The 17,799-nt window shown below is 54.6% G+C and carries 15 protein-coding genes; 7 read left to right on the top strand and 8 right to left on the bottom strand.

Annotated elements, in window-relative coordinates; translation table 11 throughout:
* Positions 1 to 15: 15 nt before the first annotated feature.
* Both RHJ02_RS00940 and RHJ02_RS00935 read right to left on the bottom strand, forming a co-directional pair.
* Positions 16 to 120, bottom strand: a complete 105-nt coding sequence (locus RHJ02_RS00940; protein WP_255521522.1) for a Mo-dependent nitrogenase C-terminal domain-containing protein — start codon at positions 118 to 120, stop codon at positions 16 to 18.
* Positions 84 to 239, bottom strand: coding sequence for a Mo-dependent nitrogenase C-terminal domain-containing protein (locus RHJ02_RS00935; RefSeq protein WP_255521475.1), 156 nt, complete (start codon positions 237 to 239; stop codon positions 84 to 86). The genes RHJ02_RS00940 and RHJ02_RS00935 overlap by 37 nt, the downstream gene beginning before the upstream one ends.
* Before the next feature lie 344 nt (positions 240 to 583).
* On the opposite strand from RHJ02_RS00935, the gene RHJ02_RS00930 reads away from it, so the two are divergent.
* The 4 genes from RHJ02_RS00930 to RHJ02_RS00915 all read left to right on the top strand — a co-directional run bounded on the left by RHJ02_RS00930 (position 584) and on the right by RHJ02_RS00915 (position 5,503).
* A complete protein-coding gene (locus tag RHJ02_RS00930; protein ID WP_206200669.1) occupies positions 584 to 1,591 on the top strand; it encodes a radical SAM protein in 1,008 nt (335 codons plus the stop codon).
* Positions 1,512 to 2,876: a glycosyltransferase family 2 protein gene (locus tag RHJ02_RS00925; protein ID WP_310744702.1), complete on the top strand. Its 1,365-nt coding sequence runs from the start codon at positions 1,512 to 1,514 to the stop codon at positions 2,874 to 2,876. The genes RHJ02_RS00930 and RHJ02_RS00925 overlap by 80 nt, the downstream gene beginning before the upstream one ends.
* An 80-nt stretch (positions 2,877 to 2,956) precedes the next feature.
* Positions 2,957 to 4,003 carry a PstS family phosphate ABC transporter substrate-binding protein gene (locus RHJ02_RS00920; RefSeq protein ID WP_206200667.1) on the top strand — a complete coding sequence of 349 codons (1,047 nt, stop codon included), beginning with the start codon at positions 2,957 to 2,959 and terminating at the stop codon, positions 4,001 to 4,003.
* 9 nt (positions 4,004 to 4,012) lie between these two features.
* A complete protein-coding gene (locus RHJ02_RS00915; RefSeq protein ID WP_310744701.1) occupies positions 4,013 to 5,503 on the top strand; it encodes a hypothetical protein in 1,491 nt (496 codons plus the stop codon).
* 1 nt (position 5,504) lies between these two features.
* Here RHJ02_RS00915 and RHJ02_RS00910 read toward each other — a convergent pair whose 3' ends face one another.
* The 5 genes from RHJ02_RS00910 to RHJ02_RS00890 all read right to left on the bottom strand — a co-directional run bounded on the left by RHJ02_RS00910 (position 5,505) and on the right by RHJ02_RS00890 (position 12,630).
* Positions 5,505 to 6,335 carry a Tab2/Atab2 family RNA-binding protein gene (locus RHJ02_RS00910; RefSeq protein WP_310800356.1) on the bottom strand — a complete coding sequence of 277 codons (831 nt, stop codon included), beginning with the start codon at positions 6,333 to 6,335 and terminating at the stop codon, positions 5,505 to 5,507.
* 176 nt (positions 6,336 to 6,511) lie between these two features.
* Positions 6,512 to 7,525 carry a cytochrome d ubiquinol oxidase subunit II gene (gene cydB / locus RHJ02_RS00905; protein WP_206200665.1) on the bottom strand — a complete coding sequence of 338 codons (1,014 nt, stop codon included), beginning with the start codon at positions 7,523 to 7,525 and terminating at the stop codon, positions 6,512 to 6,514.
* A gap of 11 nt (positions 7,526 to 7,536) precedes the next feature.
* Complete coding sequence (locus RHJ02_RS00900) at positions 7,537 to 8,988, bottom strand: cytochrome ubiquinol oxidase subunit I (protein WP_310800355.1); 1,452 nt, start codon at positions 8,986 to 8,988, stop codon at positions 7,537 to 7,539.
* Between the two features lie 96 nt (positions 8,989 to 9,084).
* Positions 9,085 to 11,955, bottom strand: coding sequence for an aminomethyl-transferring glycine dehydrogenase (gene gcvP / locus RHJ02_RS00895; RefSeq protein ID WP_310800354.1), 2,871 nt, complete (start codon positions 11,953 to 11,955; stop codon positions 9,085 to 9,087).
* Between the two features lie 36 nt (positions 11,956 to 11,991).
* Positions 11,992 to 12,630: a class I SAM-dependent methyltransferase gene (locus tag RHJ02_RS00890; RefSeq protein ID WP_206200662.1), complete on the bottom strand. Its 639-nt coding sequence runs from the start codon at positions 12,628 to 12,630 to the stop codon at positions 11,992 to 11,994.
* Between the two features lie 147 nt (positions 12,631 to 12,777).
* On the opposite strand from RHJ02_RS00890, the gene RHJ02_RS00885 reads away from it, so the two are divergent.
* The 3 genes from RHJ02_RS00885 (at position 12,778) to ctpA (ending at position 16,384) form a co-directional block, all read left to right on the top strand.
* The gene (locus RHJ02_RS00885; RefSeq protein ID WP_310743234.1) at positions 12,778 to 14,217 is read left to right on the top strand and encodes a TolC family protein; all 1,440 of its coding nucleotides are present in this window, start codon (positions 12,778 to 12,780) and stop codon (positions 14,215 to 14,217) included.
* Positions 14,217 to 15,080 carry a tRNA pseudouridine(55) synthase TruB gene (truB, locus tag RHJ02_RS00880; RefSeq protein WP_302677018.1) on the top strand — a complete coding sequence of 288 codons (864 nt, stop codon included), beginning with the start codon at positions 14,217 to 14,219 and terminating at the stop codon, positions 15,078 to 15,080. The genes RHJ02_RS00885 and truB overlap by 1 nt, the downstream gene beginning before the upstream one ends.
* Positions 15,081 to 15,145: 65 nt before the next feature.
* Positions 15,146 to 16,384, top strand: a complete 1,239-nt coding sequence (ctpA, locus tag RHJ02_RS00875; RefSeq protein ID WP_310800353.1) for a carboxyl-terminal processing protease CtpA — start codon at positions 15,146 to 15,148, stop codon at positions 16,382 to 16,384.
* Here ctpA and gor read toward each other — a convergent pair.
* Complete coding sequence (gene gor / locus RHJ02_RS00870; protein WP_310743232.1) at positions 16,371 to 17,756, bottom strand: glutathione-disulfide reductase; 1,386 nt, start codon at positions 17,754 to 17,756, stop codon at positions 16,371 to 16,373. The genes ctpA and gor overlap by 14 nt on opposite strands.
* Positions 17,757 to 17,799: the final 43 nt, after the last annotated feature.

The following is a 17,799-nucleotide window of genomic DNA, read 5'->3' as shown; positions in this document are numbered from 1 at the left end:
CAAGTTCCTCGCTGCCTAGACGTATTGGCTGATGTCCTCTTGCCAGACATTGCTGAGGTCGGTGAGGGCACGAAACCGCAGCATCACGACTTCTTCATAAAAGGGATTGAGTTTACACAGAGGGGAATGGTGATGACTGGCCGACCCAAGAAGCAGAGGGTGCGGGCAAAGGGAGATTGGGCTGGAATAAGGCGGCAAATGCGGTGGGCGATCGCTGGCGTTGTGATCGGATAAGTCATTAGCCACTGACGGATTTTGGTCGTTAAATGAAGTAGACGTGCGTTGGGCAAGGCGTTGATTCATGGGGCTATCCTCACAATTGCGCATACCCTCACGGTAAAAGATAATCTAGGCAAATAGCAATACGCTTTTAATATAAAAAATATTTATCAATAATAAGCATTGCTAAACTTGCAGCCGCTTCAGGGATAGATCTCCATTCCTCAGCTCAGCAGAGTGCTAAACTGTTCAGCAACTCAAACTCTGATGAAGTTTTGTCTAGAAATTTTTCAATTGCTTGCATAAACTCATTGACTGCTTTATTCATTTTGGCCTTGCTTGAATTCGTTAAGGAAGAGACTCAATGCGTCCACTGGTTGCTAACTACTACCTGACCTACCGCTGTAACGCCCGCTGCCACTTTTGCGACATTTGGGCACTGGAACCGGGCAAAGAAGCTGATTTTAGCGCCATCCAAACCAATCTCCGCGATTTGAAACGTTTGGGGGTCAAATATGTGGACTTTACGGGGGGTGAACCGCTGCTGCGTGCCGATGCCCCAGCCATCTACCGTGAAGCCAAGCGTCTGGGTTTCATCACCAGCATGACGACCAACACGATTCTCTATCCCCGCCGTGCTAGGGAAATTCAGGGCTTGGTGGATTTCTTGAACTTCTCCCTCGATGGGCCTGATGCGGCCACCCATGATCAGTCGCGGGGCGTGAAAATTTTTGACACGTTGGTGGAGTCCGTCAAAATTGCCCTTGAGCTTGGTGAATATCCAGTGCTGAATCACACCGTCACTGCCCAAAATTATGAACGGATTGGTGAGGTGGCCGAATTTGCCCAAAGTCTAGGGGTACGGGTTTGGTTGAATCCCGCTTTTACCGCCCATGAACACTACAACGACAAGAAGAACCCCACCCCTGAAATTGCCGACCACATTGAACAAAATGCGAAGAAGTATAACAATGTTGGTTACAATAAGGCAGCATTAGCCCTCATCCGTGCGGGGGGAAACAATACCCAAAATCCCCGTTGCAAGGCGGTGGATGCAGTCATTGCCATTTCCCCCAATGATGAGTTGCTGCTACCGTGCTACCACTTTGCGCAGAAGGGAGTCCCCATCAACGGTCGCCTGTACGAGCTGTACAAGTCCTCCGAGGTGGTAGAGGAGTATCGCCGCTCCCAAGGCCGACTCTCCGTCTGCGAAGGCTGCACAGTGTGGTGTTATCTCATTCCCAGCTTCTTTAAGGGAGTGGATAAGTACTGGTTTCTCAATCAGGTGACCTATGCCGGAGAATTCCTGGCCCGAAAACAGTTTCTACAACGAAGCCGATCCCCTCGACGAACTCCTGTCGGAGTGGGTTGATGCCCCAGAGAGTCCTCCATTACAACCGCGTTCTGAGGGTCGCCGTCGCAAGGCTTTCCTAGCGCTTTCTCTGATTTGGGGGAGCACGATCGCCCTGCATCTGATTGTGGGTAGCATTTGGCTGATCTATGCCCTAACGCTGCTAATGAGCTTGCAAACACTGCGCTACTGGCGAGCCAAGCCACAAACGCTACCTGCATTAGAGGCCACAGAAAGTGTGCAGCCAATGGTGTCTTTGTTGGTAGCGGCGAAAAATGAAGAGGCGGTGATTGGTCGCCTCGTCAAAAACCTTTGCCGCTTGGATTATCCCCACTACGAGGTGTGGATTATTGATGACAACAGTAGCGATCGCACCCCCGATATTTTGAGTGAACTACAAAAGCAATATCCTCACCTCAAAGTGCTGCGGCGGCTGCCGGGGGCGGGCGGGGGTAAGTCCGGTGCCCTCAATCAAGTCCTGCCCCTGACGCGGGGGGAGATTATTGGTGTCTTTGATGCCGATGCCACCGTCCCTCAAGATTTATTGCAACAGGTGGTCAACCGCTTTCAGGTGGCCAGTGTCGGCGCGGTGCAAGTGCGCAAAGCCATCAGTAATGCCAATATCAATTTGCTGACCCAAGGCCAAGCGGCAGAAATGATCCTCGATGCCTACTATCAACAGCAGCGGGTCGCCTGCGGGGGTATGGGGGAATTGCGGGGCAATGGCCAATTTGTGCGGCGGCAAGCTCTAGAGCGCTGTGGCGGCTGGAATGAAGAAACCATTACTGACGATCTGGATCTCAGTCTGAAGCTGCATCTCCATGGCTGGCAGATTGACGTGCTGATGAATCCAGCGGTACAGGAGGAGGGGGTGACCACACTCGTGGCGCTGTGGCACCAACGCAACCGCTGGGCTGAAGGGGGCTATCAAAGCTACTTGGACTACTGGCAACCGCTGCTGCGCAATCGCCTTGGCTGGCAAAAAAGTTGGGATGTGCTCTGCTGGTTTTTGATCAAATACGCCATTCCCACGGCCACAATTCCCGACCTGCTGATGGCTCTACTGCGTCACCGCAGCCCGATGCTAGTACCCCTGACGACACTGAGCTTTACGATTTCGATGGTGGGGATGTTGCGGGGCATTCCGCAGGCACAATCGGTGAGCATCTGGCAACTCTTTTGGCAAAGTTTGCGGGGAACCCTCTATATGCTCCATTGGTTACCAGTGGTGAGTACGACGACGCTGCGTATGGCCGTACGGGCGAAGCGTCTCAAGTGGGTAAAAACCCTGCACCACGGCGTCTAAACCTAAACATTGGCTAAAAAAAGATCAGTGTGGGGACAACCTTGAGCTAGGCTAGGGTCAGAGTTTTGACTGGTTTTGCCATGTCTCGCAATAGCAACCTGCTGCCTTTGCTGGTGTCTCTTGTCCTCACCTGTGGTCTATTGGGGGTGGGGGCGGTGCTCGTGATTCGGTTACTGGGCAATCAAAATCCCCTTGAACAGGTGACTGAAAACTTGGGGGTGCCCCAGAGTACGCCAGAGATGGCGGCTGCGAATTTCAGCGATGTCAGCAATGTTCCCAGTGGTACGTTTCAATACGGGGGCAGTACGACGTGGGCACCGATTCGCCGCGATGTCGATCCCCTGATTCAGTTAGCTTGGCCCAATTTTCGCCTGCGCTACACCAACCCCCCCACCGGCACGCCAGGCTCGGGCAGTGGCATTCGCATGGTTCTCAATAATCAACTTGCCTTTGCCCAGTCCTCGCGCTCCCTCAATCCACAGGAGCGGCAGCAGGCGCAGAGCCAAGGGATAAAATTGCTGGAACTACCGGTGGCGATCGATGGCATCGCGATCGCTGTCAATCCCAACCTCCAGATTCCTGGCCTCACGGTACAGCAAGTGGTTGATATTTATACCGGAAAACTCACGAACTGGAGCCAAGTGGGCGGTTCGAATCTAGCCATTACTCCCTTTTCACGGCGGCTGGAAGATGGCGGAACGGTAGAGTTTTTCGTCCAAGATGTCTTGGGGAACCAGCCATTCAGTCCCAAGGTGGTGATGGTGCGGGATACCACAGATGCCCTACGGCGGGTGGGGGCGACCCCCGGCGGCATTTACTATGCCTCGGCACCGGAAATTGTTGGTCAGTGTAGTGTGCGACCCTTGCCCTTGGGGCGGCAGCCCAATCAGTATGTTCCCCCCTATCAGGAGCCCTATGTGGATCCGTCTCAATGTCCACAGCGACGGAATACGCTGAACTATCGCGCCTTTCAGGAGGGCAGTTACCCCCTCACCCGTCGTCTGTTTGTCATTACTAAGGATGACAATAGCCCGGATGCCCAAGCCGGTCGTGCCTATGCAGCCCTGTTATTAACGGATCAGGGTCAAGCGGCAATTGAAAAAGCTGGCTATGTCCGCTTGCGCTAGGGGAGCCAGATGTTTGATAAACCATTGAATCGAACCTATGAGCGGATCATGGTGGCCATTGCCAGCGCCAATTTTCTGTTGGTGCTCTTTGATCTCACCTATATTCCCCTACGGGACTTCTGGCTTTTGGGAAAGATCCGCATTCCCCTGATTCAGCGGGTGATTTATCTGCCCCAGCCCTTGCCGATGACTGCCCTTTATGACCCCATTAAGGGAATCGAACCCCACCGGACGACGGAGCGGTACATCAACACGGTCAACCAACTCCGGCAAACGATTACCACTGAAGGGGTGGATGCCGCGGCGACGCAAGCACTTCTAGCTCAGTTGCGCGAGCAGAGTAAAACTATGGTGGACACCGACCCCTTTGCCCTTGCCAATAAAACCGGCACCCTTGAGCGAATCAAGAACCTGATGCGGTTGCGGGTCTTTGGCGATCGCAATGCCTCCTCTAAACAGTCCTTTGAGCGCTTTTGGAGTCCGGAGTACATCAATGAACGGGACTGGCAGACCAGCCTTGCTTGGTTTGAGGCGCAGATCATTCCCCTGATGGCTACCAACTATTGGCGCCGCTACGGTGAGGATGGAAATTTTATTGACCGCTTTGATGCCATTGATCTTCCCTTCACTCTCCTGTTCTTTGTTGAATTTTTGGGGCGGACGTTTTGGCTGAGTCGCCAGTATCGCGCTTATCACTGGCGAGATGCCATGTTTTGGCGCTGGTATGATGTGCTCCTCTTTTTTCCCTTCTGGTGGTTGGCACCGACGTGGGCATGGCTGCGGATTATCCCAGTGACCATTCGCTTGGATCAAGCGGAGATTATCTGCCTTGATACCCTTGAGCGGCAGGCGTCGCAGGGGGTTGTGGCAGCGATCGCCACCGATATTTCGGAAGTGGTTGTCCTGCAAGTCCTCACCCAACTGCAAAAAGCAATCCGTCGCGGCCAATTGAGTCGCTGGCTACCGCGTGTCTCTGGCGGCCAAGGGAGCAAGACGCTCAATGACATTGATGAACTGGGGGAACTGGCAGCCTTAGTTGTGCAGGTAGTCATTTACCGCGTGATCCCCCAACTGCGACCAGAAGTGGAAGGCTTAGTGGCTTACAGTGTCGATCAAGTCCTGCGGCAAGCGCCCCCCTATCGGCGGCTATTGGAAATTCCATCCCTTGAGGCCTTACCGCGCCACTGGCACCAATCCCTTGCCAAGGAGATTAGCGATCGCCTCTTTCTGCTATTGGAGCAAGCGAGCAAACACCAAGGCAATCCACCCCGCGAAGGCGCATTACTGGTGAGTCAACTGGCGCAAAAATTTGGCCAAACCCTGACTGCCGAACTCCAAGAGGAACAGGTGGGCAAGGTGATTCAAGATCTGTTGGTGATGTGGCTAGAGGAAATCAAAATTAATTTTGTGCGGCAGACCCACATTGAAGGCATTGAAACGGTTTTGGATGAAACCCGTGCCCTGCAGGAAAGCTTAGAACAGGGACGGCTCAAACCTTAGGCTATTCAAGAGGTTGGAGCAGCCAGAGAGCCGTGTAGGTGGTGTCATTGGGAGTCGGTTGAATGAGGAGAAAGTGCAGACCCTGAGTGGAGCGCAGGCGATCGCGAAACACTTCCCCTGCCCGAGCAATGTCAGTATCTTCAAACGTCAAAAAGACCCAGCGATCGCGCAAGCCACTGTGCAACACCACCCCACAGGGTTGCCCCGGCACAAACTCTAAGCGATAGGGCAGTTGCTCTTGGAACCACCGCGCCAGCTTCAGGGACTTGCGGCCGCCATAGAGAATAATTCCCGGAATCAACGTATCGGGAGCCAGCCCCAAAGACTCTGGCAACATTGCCATCTCAAAGGCCAGAATCCGCAGCGGATATTGCATCAGTTGTGCCAAGTCGGGGGGAGTAATTGCTGCAAACTGCCAAGAATCTCCCCAAATATCATCGGGCAGGAGCAATGGCGGCGGCTGCTCAATGGCCAAGGGATCGTAGGCTTCACCGGTGTAGGTTTTCAGGCTTTGGTATTCCTGAGTGCGTTGGCACAGGTAGTGCTTCAGAGCCGGGGTGCGGCGGGTGGCTTCGAGGGGAAGGTTGAGTTCTTGGCAAGCCACTTCCACGAGGCCTAAACTCTGGGGACGAAAAACCTGCACTCGCTGCGGCAGGGGCTGCCCGCAACTTTTAAACTCTGTGGCCAGCCATGAACTGCTCACGAGGGGTTCTGGGCAAAAAGCCGTGTAGTAAAAATTTTCCTCAGGGTCACAAATCACAAGTTCCCACAGATCAAGACCACTGGGGGTACGCAACGGCCGACGGTAAAGGTCAACTTGCCAACAGGACATGGACGGAAATGAGCAGCAAAGGAAGTTAACAGCCTTTTCACAACCATTGAAAGCCGCTAAGCTTGCCGCTAATTCTGCTGATGCGTCCTCAAGCGAGAGAAAAAGGCTATCTGTTGCTATTGTGCCTTGTTTTGCCTCCTCTGCTAGGGTGTTTTAGGCCTGAATTTTTTCAATACCTAGGCCACAACTTTGCCACGAAACACTAAGTAATTGTAGAGATTGTAGGCCAGCATAATTGGAATTAAGAAAGCGACGAAAATCAGCATAAAGACTTGAGCGCTAGGAGAGGCAGCGGCTTCGTAAATGGTGACGCTGGGGGGAATGATGTTTGGAAAAATGACAAAGCCCAAGCCAATAAATGACAGGAGAAACAGTAAAAACGTCCACACTAAGGGCATGACTTCTTCCCGTTTTTGTAAACTACGCAGCAATAGAAAAATCAGCAAGATACCCAAAATGGGAATGGCGGCAAAAATGTAGAACAGCGGTGGCTGAAACAGTTGGGCACGCAGGTGCTCATGGAAAATGGGGGCGCTAATGGTAATCAACACAGCACCGATAAACGTTGTCCAAGCTGCAATCGTGGCCGTGCGGTAGTGGGTTTGCTGCAACTCACCCGTGGTTTTGTAAATCAGATAGGTTGACCCAATCAGCACATAGCCCTGAATCAGCGTCAGTGCTACCAACACCGAGTGCCACGTCAACCAATCCCACATGCCTCCAGCAAAGTGACCCGCAGCATCTACTTTGATGCCCTCAAAAACAGTGCCCACCGCAAAGCCCTGCCCCAAGGCAGCCAAAAAACTGCCAATGCCAAAGGCAAGGTTCCACACCCGTTTATTATTGGCATTCTCGCGAAACTCAAAGGACACTGCCCGCAAAATTAGCCCCACCACCATAATCACTGCGGGTAGGTAAAGGGCATTGAGGATGGTGGCATAGGCCAAGGGAAAAGCACCAAACAGCGACCCCCCCATCAGCACCAGCCATGTTTCATTGGCATCCCAAACATTGCCAAGGCTGGTCATGAGGATATTGCGGCGCCGTTCGTTACTGCTGGTGAGAGAAAGAATGCCAATGCCCAGGTCAAACCCATCTAGGAGAATGTAGAGAAAGAGAAACAACCCTAGGATAAAAAACCATACCTGCGGCAAAAAGTGCTCCAAGGGTGCAAGGGGATTCGGTTCCATGGTGTACTCCCTTATTGTTGAGTTTCTAGGGGACGGCGATCCGGTTGGTGCTCTGCTAGTTTGATGCGGATTTCCAGTTGTTCAGCATTGTGCAGCCCCGGCACCGGCAAGGCAACATTGGGGCCTTTTTGGATGATGCGACTGCCAAAGAAGAGGGCAGCAAAGAAGAAAATGGTGTACAGGGCAACCAAGCCACTAAGGGAAAAGAGCACCACTTGGGGCGGTAAATTGGAGGCCGCTTCTGCCGTCCGCAACTGGCCATAGACAATCCACGGTTGACGGCCGACACAGCGGACAATCCAACCGGCTTCGACGGCAAGGTATCCCAAGGGTCCTGCAAAGATCCAGCCCCACCAGAGCCACTGGTAATTGCGTAGGCGATCGCCCTCGAGGCCTGTGCGCCACCAGACAAAAACGGTGACGATCGCGAGAGCCGCGAGGTACAGACCAATGGCCACCATCAGGCGAAAAGAATAGTAAATCAGGCCAATCAAATGGGGGCGATCGCTAGCGTTCCACTCCTTCAAGCCCAAGATCGGTGTGTCTAACTGCGGTTTCAACTCCAGTAGGTAGCTCAGCAGGCCGGGAATTTTCACTTCCAAGGTATTTGCTTGGGCGGCCTCATTGGGTAAGGCAATCACACTCCAATTGGCAGGGGTGCCTGCGGGTATTGTTTCCCACAGGGCTTCCATGGCGGCTAATTTGGCGGGTTGGTAATGATAGACCTGCTCAGCACTGAGGTGGCCAACAAACACCTGTAGCGGTGCAATCACCAAGGCCATCACCAACACCACCTTCAGGGATTTCGTGAAGAAATTGGGCAGGCGATTTTGCAGTAGATACCAAGCACTAATGCCGCCAATAACAAACAGCGAGGTTTCTAGGGTGGCAAAGAACATGTGGAAAAAACTCTTGACCATGAAGGGGTTGGCAATGGCTTGGAAGTAGTCTTGAACGCGGAACTTACCCTCGACAAAGACGCCCCCCGCTGGTGTCTGGAGCCATGAGTTGGCCGAGAGAATCCAGAAGGTGGAGAGATTGGCACCAAAGGCGACACAGATGGTCGAAATCCAGTGCATCACTGGCGGTACCCGTTGCCAGCCAAAAATCATAATGCCCAAGAAGCTGGCTTCCAGCATGAAGGCCATGGTGCCCTCAAACCCCAAGACAGTGCCGAAGAAATCCCCCACTGCTTCCGAGAAGGGTGCCCAGTTGAGGCCAAATTGAAAGGCCATGGGCAACCCCGAAGCCACGCCAATACCAAAGTTGAGGATGTACAGCTTTGACCAAAAGCGAGCATGGTGATAGTAGGTCAGGTTCTTGGTTTTCAGCCATAGCCCCTCAATGACCACGAGGTAAATACTCATGCCCGTCGTCAAGACCGGCCAGAGCATATGGAAAATGGCCGTGAGGGCAAATTGCCAACGGGAGAGAACAATGGTATCGAGACTAGCCAAGGTCATAACACCACCCTAGGGGTTGATCTGCCTTACTTTTAGCAACCCCCTTTGAGCGGTGACAAGGAGAATGGCGAACCGCTGCAAAAATTTCAGCTTTGCTTAAGCGTCTGGCGGGGTCATGGGCACTGAGCAACTACACACGAGGTGGCGATCGCCATAGGCATTGTCAATGCGGGCAACCGCTGGCCAAAATTTGTACTCCCGCAGCCAAGGGGCGGGGTAGGCGGCCACTTGCCGTGAATAGGGGTAAGGCCATGGCTCTGTGGCCAGCATCAGGGCGGGATGGGGGGCATTTTTCAGGGGGTTTTGCTGGCGATCGCTGACGCCGGCCTCAATTTCAGCAATTTCGGCGCGAATGGCAATCATCGCCTCACAAAAGCGATCCAATTCCGCCTTGGTTTCACTTTCTGTCGGTTCAATCATCAGCGTGCCCGGCACCGGCCAAGAAATGGTGGGGGCATGGAAGCCATAGTCCATCAGCCGCTTGGCAATATCTTCTACCTCAATTCCCGCGGATTTTTTCAGCGGACGCAGATCGAGAATACACTCGTGAGCCACCAAACCGTGGGCGCCTTTGTAAAGAACCGGGTAGTAGGGTTCAAGGCGTTTGGCAATGTAGTTAGCATTGAGGATGGCAATTGCGGTGGCGCGTGTCAACCCCACCCCCCCCATCAGGGTAATGTACATCCACGAAATCGGCAAAATACTGGCACTGCCCCAAGGGGCGGCAGTCACCGGGCCAATTTCCGATCCTTGGGGAATCAGCTGCGTGGTTGGCAAGAAGGGGGCTAAATGCGCCTTGACCCCGATGGGTCCCACCCCCGGCCCACCGCCGCCGTGGGGAATACAAAAGGTTTTGTGGAGGTTGAGATGGCAGACATCGGCACCAAAGTCCGCCGGACGGCACAGCCCCACTTGGGCATTCATATTGGCACCATCCATATAGACTTGACCGCCGTAGCGATGGATGATCTCACAAATTTGGCGAATTCCCGTTTCAAAGACGCCGTGGGTCGAGGGATAGGTGATCATCAAGGCCGCTAGGCGATCGCCATAGGTTTCGGCCTTGGCCGCCAGATCCGCCACATCAATATTGCCCTGGGCATCGCAATTGACTGCCACCACCTGCATGCCAGCCATGACCGCACTGGCAGGGTTGGTGCCATGGGCAGAGGTGGGAATCAAACACACATTGCGCTGGCTTTCGCCGCAGCTGTGGTGGTACTGGCGAATTACTAGGAGTCCCGCATATTCCCCTTGGGAACCGGCATTGGGTTGTAGGGAAATGGCATCAAAGCCGGTAATTTCTGCCAGCATTGCCTCTAGCTCACGGAACAGCTGCTGATAGCCTTGGGCTTGCTCAGCCGGGGCAAAGGGATGCAGTTGATTGAATTCTGGCCAACTGATGGGCAGCATTTCCGCCGTGGCATTGAGCTTCATGGTGCAGGAGCCAAGGGGAATCATCGAGGTGGTGAGGGAGAGATCCTTGGCCTGAAGGCGGTGAATGTAGCGCAGCAGGGCGTGTTCGCTGTGGTAGTCCTGAAAGACGGGGTGCTGCAGGTAAGCAGATTGGCGTTTTAGGGTTGGCGGTAGGCGATCGCCCGCGGCAACTGCCGCAGGACTTGTGCCAAAGAGCGCCAGTAAATCCGCCACATCTTGCTCGGTGGTGGTCTCATCGAGGCTGATGCCGACACTGCCATCCTCAAAGTAACGCAGGTTGATTTGCGCCGCTGCTGCTCGCTCCTTGAGCACCTGTACTGGCAGGTTCCCCAAGCCAATGCGTAGGGTGTCAAAAAACTCAGAATGGTAGAGTGGATAGCCCGCTGCTGCTAAGCCTGCTGCTAGGGTCACTGCCCGTTGATGGATGCGCTCAGCGATTTGCCGCAGCCCCGCGGCTCCATGATAGACGGCGTACATACTGGCAACAACTGCGAGGAGAACTTGGGCAGTGCAGATGTTACTGGTGGCCTTTTCGCGGCGGATGTGCTGCTCACGGGTTTGCAGGGCAAGGCGCAATGCTTTTTGACCAAGAGCATCGTGGGAAACCCCCACTAGTCGGCCGGGTAATTGCCGCTTAAAGTCTTCCCGGGTGGCAAAGAAGGCGGCGTGAGGCCCCCCATAACCGAAGGGCACACCAAAACGCTGGGAGCTGCCGACGGCAATATCCGCCCCCAATTCTCCCGGCGGTGTCAGCAATGTCAAGGCCAGCAAATCAGTGGCCACCGTCACCAAGAGTCCCTGTTCATGGGCAGCGGCAATCAGGGCTTCGGGCGATCGCACCGCACCATCGCTGGCGGGATATTGCAAGAGCAGGCCAAAGGCATTCTCCCAAGGCAATTCACTGGCGATCGAGTCAATGGGTACAATCTCAATGCCAAGGGGCAGGGCACGGGTGCGCAGCACTGCTAGGGTTTGGGGATGGCTATCCTGCGCCACCAAGAAGCGGTTGGCTCCCTTTTGACGGCAGGCATTCAAGCTCAGCGTCATGGCTTCAGCGGCAGCCGTCGCCTCATCAAGGAGAGAGGCATTGGCAATGGGCAAGCCCGTTAGATCGCTGACAAGGGTTTGAAAGTTGAGGAGGGCTTCGAGGCGTCCTTGGGCAATTTCCGCTTGGTAAGGGGTGTACTGGGTGTACCAGCCGGGGTTTTCCAGAATGTTGCGCTGAATCACCGCTGGCGTAATGCAGTTGTAATAGCCCATGCCGATGTAGCTGCGCCAAACTTGGTTTTGCTGGGCAAGGGTGCGTAATTTTTGCAGGGCTGCTGTTTCACTGAGACCTTCACCCAGAGCGAGAGGGCGTTGCAAGCGAATTTCCGGGGGAATGACGGCAGTGATCAGCTCCTTGAGGCTGCCATACCCCAACAGGCTCAACATTTTGGGTAGATCGGTGGGCGTAATGCCAATGTGCCGCGCGACAAATTCGGCATCGGTCTCTAAGTTGATCTCCAGTTGGGGCAGTGAACTTACCATCGCTATCGCACTCGTGTTGCAAATCGTTCATATATCTTAATTCTTTGGGCAGGGTTTGCGGGCATGGAGAACCTGCAAGCTGCGCCCGAGGTGGTAGGTCTGCCGCTCGACAGTGAAGCCCTGTAACCGTAGCTGCTCAGCTAAGTCCGTTTGCAGCAGTTGCCAAGCGGTTTCCGTTTCAAAGAGCCAGAAAAAAAGAGCCATCCCCGGCCAAAAGAGAGGCACTTGGGGACGATGAAAATCAATCAGGGCAAACCAGCCACCGGGCTTGAGAACCCGCCACACTTCCGCCACAATGGCACGCAGTTGTTCCGCAGTCATTTCGTGCAGCGCCATGCTGGTGTGTACCAGATCAAAGGTGGCATCGGCAAAGGGCATCTTCTCCGCAAAGGCTTCCACATAGGTGGCTTGGGGCACGCGCTGCCGAGCACGGGCGATCGCCTTCGGGGAAGCATCTAGTCCCGTGACCTGATCAAAGGCTTGAGTTAAGGCTTGAGTCACCACGCCATGGGCACAGCAAAGGTCTAAAACCACGGCACTGCGGGGTAAGTCCAAATCTTGCCAAGCCAACCGATGCAGGCGATCGCTCCCCCCCACCGTTATTGCTGCGAGGGCACTAATGGTGTCGTAGAGCCACGGATATTGATAGCTCCAAGTGCGTAAAATGGTTGCCACAGCGCTGGATCAAGCCTTGAATTTTGCAGAATTGGAACCAGTTCAGTGTCAGTGTACCGCCTTTTTGGCAACGATTCCTTGAGAAAGGACTGTTATAGTCTTATGTGGTAGCAAGAATCCGTAGTTGTAACGGTGTCGGGAGTGAGCATGGGTCAACCATCCATCTGCCAACAAAGCAGTCTGCTGCTGGGGAGCCTTGTGGCGGTCTTGATCACCATGAGCGGGGGGGCGATCGCCCAACCCAACCCTACGGCCACCGATCTCCTGCCCTTCAATCCCAATCCCGATCCCCTCTATCTCCCGAGTCGTCCCGATCAAGTAAAAATTGATTTGGATCGCCCCATTACCCTCAACGAAGCGATTGAACTGGCGCGGCGGAATAATCGCCAACTGCAAATCCTTGAGGCGCAACTGCAACAAAGTCGGGCGGTTCTGCGCCAAGCGGAGGCGGCTCTCTATCCCAGCATCTCCTTGCAATTGGGGATTAGTCGCACGGATTCAGCGGCGATTCGCCTGCAAAATGCCCAACTACCACCCCCCTTGCAGGCCAATCCCACCAGCAATACTTGGACCAGCACGGTGCAACTGGGCTACAACATTTTCACCTCTGGCCAACGGGATGGCAGTATCAAAGCAGCACAGGAACAGGTGCGCAATGCCGAACTGGATCTGCAGCGAGAATTTGAACAACTGCGGCAGGATGTCACCAATGCCTACTACAACATTCAACAGGCGGAGGCGCTGGTGCGCATTGGTGAAGCAGCGGTACAAAACTCGCAAATTAGTCTACGGGATGCGATCGCCCGCGAACGGGCTGGCTTAGGCACGCAATTCGATGTCCTCACAGCACAGGTACAACTGGCCAATAACCAACAGCAACTCGTGCAAGCCCAAAGCCAACTGCAAACGGCTCAACGCCAACTGGCACAGCTGCTCAGTCTCAATGACAAAACCAATGTGCGGGCGGCTGACCCCATTCGGGTAGTTGGGGAATGGAAACTCTCCCTTGAGGAGAGCATTGCCTTGGCGTTTCGGAATCGTGTGGAATTGGAACAGCAACTGACACAACGAAATGCAGCACTGCAGCAGCGCCGGGTGGCCTTGGGGAATCTAGGGCCGCAGTTGGTGGCCGGCGGAAGTTTTAACACCCTTGATAGCCTCACAGATGGGAGGGCACCCCGTTGGGGATATACGGTTGGGGGTCAAATGAACCTGACCCTCTTTGATGGCGGGGTCTCCCGTGCCAGTGCCGCCCAGCAGGAAAGCGCTGCCGCGATCGCTGAAGCCCAGTATGCCGCCTTTCGCAACTTAATTCGCTTTCAAGTGGAGCAGGCCTACTACACGCTCAAATCCAGTCAGGAAAATATCCGCACCAATGAAGTGGCAGTGCGCCAAGCCACCGAGGGACTGCGCCTTGCCCGTCTGCGCTTCCAAGCAGGGATTGGCACCCAAGCGGAGGTGAGCAATGCAGAAACGGCTCTGATTCAAGCCCAGAGCAACCTGTTGAGTTCTACCATTGACTACAACCGAGCGATCGCTGCCCTGCAACGCTTTGTGAGTGGCTTACCCTTGACGGCAACGCCTTGATGTTTGGTTTTTTGAATCTCAATAAACCGCCCGGCTGCACTTCCCACGACTGCATTAACGAACTGCGAAAGCGGCTGCGGCTCAAGCGCATTGGTCATGGGGGCACATTAGATCCAATGGCCACAGGGGTGCTGCCGATCGCCCTTGGTGCAGCGACGCGACTCCTCCCCTATTTGAGCGATCGCAAGGCCTATATTGGCACGGTGCGCTTTGGCATCACCACAACCACGGATGACATTACGGGTGACATTTGCCAAGAACAATCTGCCAGTCACCTCACCCTTGAGGCCATTGAGGAACAGCTTCCCCAATTCATTGGCCAGATTGAGCAATATCCCCCCGCCTATAGTGCGATTCAAGTGGATGGCCAGCGGCTCTATGCCCGTGCCCGTGCGGGTGAAGTCGTGAGCGTGCCGCCGCGGATCGTTGAGGTGTACAGCATTGATGTCTTAGATTGGCAAGCAGGATGCTACCCAGTATTGACCCTGCGCATTACCTGTGGCGGTGGCACCTATATTCGCGCCCTTGCCCGCGATTTGGGGGCGGCACTGGGGGTAGGGGGAACGCTGGCAGCCCTGCAACGGATTGAAAGTGGTGGCCTGAGGATTGAGGAGAGCCATTCCCTAGAAAGCATTTCGCCAGAGCATTTACCACTGCGCCCGCCCCAAGCGGTTCTCTCACATCTACCGTGGCTTGAACTCAATGAAGTACAACTCAACGACTGGTATCATGGCCGCGCCGTGATTGGTGAGGGGCTACCGCCGGCGGAGAGGTTCGTGGGCGTCACCTTTGCCGCTACCTGTGTGGGGATCGGAGTGAGTGGGGGCGATCGCCTGCATCCCAAGGTGGTTCTCAAGGCATAACGGTGTCTTCCGAAACATTTTTCTAGTGCTAGCTTAGGAAAAAGAAGCAATCAGCAGGTGAAGGAATGGGGGTTCGTTGGCTGCAACGTCTCATTTGTTGTTTGGTGGTCTTGGTGGGAGTCTGGGGCATTTTCCCCACTGACTCGGCGATCGCCCTAACGGAGGAACAAAAACTCTTTAATGAGGCATGGCGCATTGTCAACCAAGCCTACGTGGATCCCTCTTTTAATGGCCAAAACTGGTGGCTGGTGCGCGAAAAGGCGCTGAAACGTCCCCTACCCAATCGCGAGGCGACCTATGAGGCCATTCAAACCATGTTGGCGAGCCTAGAGGATCCCTTTACACGGCTACTGCGCCCCGCCCAATTTCGTAGCCTGCAAACCACCACGGCTGGGGAACTCACTGGTGTCGGCTTGCAAATTAGCACTGACCCTGAAACCGGTGTCCTCGAAGTGATTGCTCCCATTGATGGCTCCCCTGCTGCCCAAGCGGGGATTCAACCCCGCGATCGCATTCTTGCCATTGATGGCGTCTCCACCACCCAGCTCAGCCTTGATGAAGCCGCCGAAAGAATGCGGGGAGCCGCCGGTTCTGCTGTGCATTTGTTGTTACAACGGGGCAGTGAAGCTCCTCAAGAAATCACTCTGAAACGGGGACACATTGAGATTAATCCGGTTATGGCTGAGGTTCGCCAAGTGCAGGGACACACCATTGGCTATATTCGCCTTGGTCAATTTAGCGCTATGGCGGCCACAGAAATGCGCAAAGCCATTCAAATGCTAGAGCAGCAGGGAGCAGAGGAGTACATTCTTGATCTGCGCAATAATCCGGGGGGACTGTTGCAGGCGGGGGTGGAAATTGCTCAACTGTGGTTGGATTCGGGGGTCATTGTCTATACCGTCGATCGCCAAGGGATTGTGGATAGCCTCAATGCCAGTGGCGGTGCCCTCACCCATGATCCGATCGTCGTCCTCGTGAATGGCGGAACCGCCAGTGCCAGTGAGATTTTAGCCGGTGCCCTGCAAGATCATGGCCGTGCTCGACTGGTGGGCGATCGCACCTTTGGTAAAGGCTCGATTCAGTCCCTCTTTAACCTCAGTGATGGCTCTGGCCTTGCGGTTACCATTGCCCACTACGAAACCCCTAATCACCACAACATCAACAAAGTGGGGATTGAGCCAGATCGGCGGGTTCTCGATGCTCCCGAGAGTCTCATGGCTATGGGTACAGCAGCAGATCCCCAATATCTGGCGGCCCTAGAGCTGCTCCACAGTCCGGTGCAAGTGGCCACTAACGCAGGGTGACAAACTCCTCCGCCGTCGAGGGATGAATGCCCATCGTGGCATCAAAGTCCTTCTTGGTGGCGCCCATTTTGAGGGCGATCGCGATCCCTTGAATAATCTCAGCCGCATGATCCCCCACCATGTGGGCACCGAGCACCCACTCCGTATTTTTCTCCACCACCAATTTGACGATCACCTTTTCATCTCGACCCGTGAGACTGTGGTACATCGGGCGAAAGGCCGCACGGTAGATTGTCACATTCTCTTCCCCCAATTTCGCCTTGGCCTGCGCCTCAGACAGCCCCACCGAAGCCGCCTCCGGCTGGGAAAACACCGCCGAGGGAATATTCTCATAGCTGAGGGTGCGCGGTAGATTACCAAATTGCGTATCAGCAAAGGCGCGTCCTTCGGCAATGGCTACGGGAGTGAGGTTGACGCGGTTAGTGCAGTCCCCGACAGCAAAAATGTGTTCTTGATTGGTGCGGTAGTATTCATCCACAGCAATGGCGACAATCCCTTGACTATTGGCCGTAAGATGCACCCCCGCCTGATCAAGACCTAGCCCCTGCAAGTTGGGCGCACGCCCCACGGCACACAGCACCATATCAACTTTAGTTTCACAGGCTTGCCCCTGCTGTTCGTAGCGAATGCGGATATTGCCCTTCTTGGTGAGCTTCAAGCCCGTAATGTGGCACTGGGGACGGACATCAATGCCGTGGCGAATCATCCCCTCATAGACACCATCTTGAATGTCTTGATCAAAGCCGCGCAGGGGGCGATCGCCCCGCAGAAAGTGAATGACTTCCGTGCCGAGTCCCTGCATAATGCCGGCAAACTCAACACTGATGTAGCCGCCCCCAAGGATAGCCATGCGCTTTGGCTGCTTGGGCAACAAAAACATCTCCCGCGAGGTAATGCTGTGTTCAATGCCCGGCACATTGGGCTTAATCGCTTCGCCCCCGACAGCAATTAAGATTTTCGCCGCTGTCACTCGCCGTTGCACCTGTCCTTGGCGATCCACGAGTTCTAGGGTGTGGGGGTCAGCAAAGCGGGCAAAAAAGGGCAGCAGTTCGACCCCGGCTTTGGCAAGGTAGCTAATGTGCAGTTGGCTGAGACGATTTACCTCTTGGTTCACTGCTTGAATCAGTCGCTCCCAGTTCAACTTGGCTGCAACGGGGCGCCAGCCATAGCCGACAGCGTCTTCAAAGAGGTGGCTAAACTTGGAGCCATAGACCATGAGCTTTTTAGGGACACACCCCCGAATCACACAGGTACCGCCGACTTTATCCCCTTCGGCAATGGCCACCCTAGCGCCGTAGGAAGCTGCCCGCTTTGAGGCCGCCAAGCCACCGGAGCCGGCACCAATCACAAATAGGTCATAGTCGTAGCTCATCCTTGCTCCCCAAAACCTAGCCTCAGTCTAGCGAAATCTGGAT

It is taken from the genome of Thermosynechococcus sp. TG215, assembly GCF_031583455.1.
Classification (GTDB): Bacteria; Cyanobacteriota; Cyanobacteriia; order Thermosynechococcales; family Thermosynechococcaceae; genus Thermosynechococcus.
Note: the sequence above shows the minus strand (reverse complement) of the source record. Positions and strands in the feature narration are given on the sequence as shown.